We start from the raw sequence: 3,329 nt of genomic DNA on the forward strand, positions 1-3,329 counted from the left end.
CTGAACCGGCAGCGTCCTACTTTCCCGGGCAGTCACCCGCCAAGTATCATCGGCGCTGAAGAGCTTAACTTCTGTGTTCGGGATGGGAACAGGTGTGACCTCCTCGCTATTGCCACCGGATTCAGTTCTTCTTCTGAGAGTCGGTACCCTCAAAACCGAACAATGGTCTATACTCTTTCACCACAAACCGGAATGCCTTCCGGCCAAGCTTTCGGTCTATTAGTATCGGTCAGCTCAATACGTTGCCGTACTTACACCTCCGACCTATCAACGTGGTAGTCTCCCACGGACCTTACCTTGCGGGGGAGATCTCTTCTCGTGGAGGGCTTCGCACTTAGATGCTTTCAGCGCTTATCCCGTCCCTGCGTAGCTACCCAGCTGTGCCCTTGGCAGAACAACTGGTGCACCAGAGGCAAGTCCGTCCCGGTCCTCTCGTACTAAGGACAGCCCCACTCAGATCTCCAACGCCCACAGCGGATAGGGACCGAACTGTCTCACGACGTTCTGAACCCAGCTCGCGTACCTCTTTAATGGGCGAACAGCCCAACCCTTGGGACCTACTCCAGCCCCAGGATGAGACGAGCCGACATCGAGGTGCCAAACACCCCCGTCGATGTGAACTCTTGGGGGGTATCAGCCTGTTATCCCCAGGGTAGCTTTTATCCGTTGAGCGATGGCCCTTCCACTCGGAACCACCGGATCACTAAGCCCGACTTTCGTCCCTGCTCGACCTGTTTGTCTCGCAGTCAAGCTCCCTTCTGCCTTTGCACTCTTCGCGCGATTTCCGTCCGCGCTGAGGGAACCTTTGGGCGCCTCCGTTACTCTTTAGGAGGCGACCGCCCCAGTCAAACTGCCCGCCTGCCACTGTCCCGGCGCCGGCTTACGACGCACGGTTAGAACCCCAACGCTGCAAGGGTGGTATCCCAACGATGACTCCTTAAATACTGGCGTACTTAATTCACAGTCTCCCACCTATCCTGTACATGCAGCGCCGAGGCTCAATATCAGGCTGCAGTGAAGCTCCATGGGGTCTTTCCGTCCTGCTGCGGGTAGCCGGCATCTTTACCGGCACTACAATTTCACCGAGTCCATTGTCGAGACAGCGCCCAGATCATTACGCCTTTCGTGCGGGTCGGAACTTACCCGACAAGGAATTTCGCTACCTTAGGACCGTTATAGTTACGGCCGCCGTTTACTGGGGCTTCAGTTCCGTGCTTCGATTGCTCTGACACTTTCCCTTAACCTTCCAGCACCGGGCAGGCGTCAGCCCCTATACTTCAGCTTTCGCTTTCGCAGAGACCTGTGTTTTTGGTAAACAGTTGCCTGGGCCTTTTCACTGCGACCACGTCTCCGTGGTACCCCTTCTCCCGAAGTTACGGGGTGATTTTGCCGAGTTCCTTGACAATGGTTCTCTCGCTCACCTTAGGATTCTCTCCTCATCTACCTGTGTCGGTTTGCGGTACGGGCACCTTGGGTCTCGCCAGCGGCTTTTCTTGACGGCGTGAAATCAACTGCTTCCGGCTCTCTTGCCTCCCCTTAACGCCTCAGTTCCACATGAACGGACTTCCCTGCTCATGCTCCCTCAACGCTTGGACGCGCTCGACCAGCGGCGCGCTCAGTCTATCCTTCCGTGTCCCCGCTTCACTCTGCGACCTTCGGTGGTACAGGAATCTCTGCCTGTTATCCATCGACTACGGCTTTCGCCCTCGCCTTAGGACCCGACTAACCCTGAGTGGACGAACCTTCCTCAGGAAACCTTGGATTTTCGGTGGACAGGATTCTCACCTGCCTTGCGCTACTCATGCCAACATTCTCTCTCGTGTACTGTCCACGGTCTCTTTCAATTCCGCTTCTGCCTGCACACGATGCTCCCCTACCATACTTCTCAGTATCCGCGGCTTCGGTATCAGGTTTCAGCCCCGTTCATCTTCGGCGCAGGGTCACTCGACTAGTGAGCTATTACGCACTCTTTGAATGAATGGCTGCTTCTGAGCCAACATCCTAGCTGTCTAAGCAACCCCACATCCTTTTCCACTTAACCTGAATTTCGGGACCTTAGCCGGCGGTCTGGGCTGTTTCCCTTTCGACCATGAAACTTATCTCACATGGTCTGACTCCCGTGTATGATGCTCTGGTATTCGGAGTTTGATAGTTTTCGGTAACCGGTGAAGGCCCCTAGAACATTCAGTGCTCTACCCCCAGGCATCTTTCCACGAGGCTAGCCCTAAAGCTATTTCGGGGAGAACCAGCTATCTCCGGGTTCGATTGGAATTTCACCGCTATCCACACGTCATCCCAACCTTTTTCAACAGATACGGGTTCGGTCCTCCATGTCCTTTTACGGACACTTCAACCTGCACATGGATAGGTCACCCGGTTTCGGGTCTACAGCATGCAACTGCGGCCGGTTAAGACTCGGTTTCCCTTCGGCTCCGGTGCTCCAGCACCTTAACCTCGCTGCACACCATAACTCGTTGGCCCGTTCTACAAAAAGTACGAGGTCACTTTCGCTCCCTCCGATTGTAGGCATATGGTTTCAGGTTCTCTTTCACTCCCCTCCCGGGGTTCTTTTCACCTTTCCCTCACGGTACTCTTCTCTATCGGTCACTGGGTAGTATTTAGGCTTGGAGGGTGGTCCCCCCTTCTTCAGACCGGGTTTCACGTGTCCGGCCCTACTCTGGATCCCATCCTGCAGCTCATCCTTTCGTCTACGGGAGTTTTACCCTCTTCGCTCTGACTTTCCAGTCATGTTCCACTAGGATGTTACTGTCTTCTGATGGTCCGAAACCCCGGGTGCAAGCACCCGGTTTGGCCTCTTTCCCGTTCGCTCGCCGCTACTTGGGAAATCGCGTTTGCTTTCTCTTCCTGCGGGTACTTAGATGTTTCAGTTCCCCGCGTTTCCTTATGTCATACTACTTTACTCATATGACTATGCCTGAGCATTACCCCAGGCGGGTTCCCCCATTCGGATATCTGCGGATCATCGGATATGTGCTCCTCCCCGCAGCTTTTCGCAGCTTGTCACGTCCTTCTTCGGCTCCCAGTGCCAAGGCATCCGCCTTATGCCCTTCTTTGCTTGGCCTTTTCCTGTATCCGCGCTTCTCGCGCTTCATACGGTTCTCCTTGGCTGCCATACATGGCGCTCATGTATGGGCTTTCTTTGTCAAAAAACTTTTCCTGTTTTTCGCTTTCTTGGCTTCTCGGTTGAAATCGTAGATTCTTACCCTATTTGCTTAGCTTCTTCGCTAATACCTATACGATATTTCCTCTCGATCTCTTTCTGTGATGCATTGTTTGCATTTTCCATTGTTCGATTTTCAAGGTACTTC

At 53.9% G+C, this 3,329-nt stretch carries 2 rRNA genes; both read right to left on the reverse strand.

The annotated features are described in order from the left end of the window. Window positions 1-3: 3 nt before the first annotated feature. Window positions 4-120: ribosomal RNA gene (rrf, locus tag FYJ64_RS11240) — 5S ribosomal RNA — on the reverse strand. 79 nt (window positions 121-199) lie between these two features. Further along, window positions 200-3,082: ribosomal RNA gene (locus FYJ64_RS11245) — 23S ribosomal RNA — on the reverse strand. Window positions 3,083-3,329: the final 247 nt, after the last annotated feature.

Origin of the sequence: Hornefia butyriciproducens, from assembly GCF_009695915.1 — a bacterium.
Lineage (GTDB): Bacteria > Bacillota > Clostridia > Peptostreptococcales > Anaerovoracaceae > Aminicella > Aminicella butyriciproducens.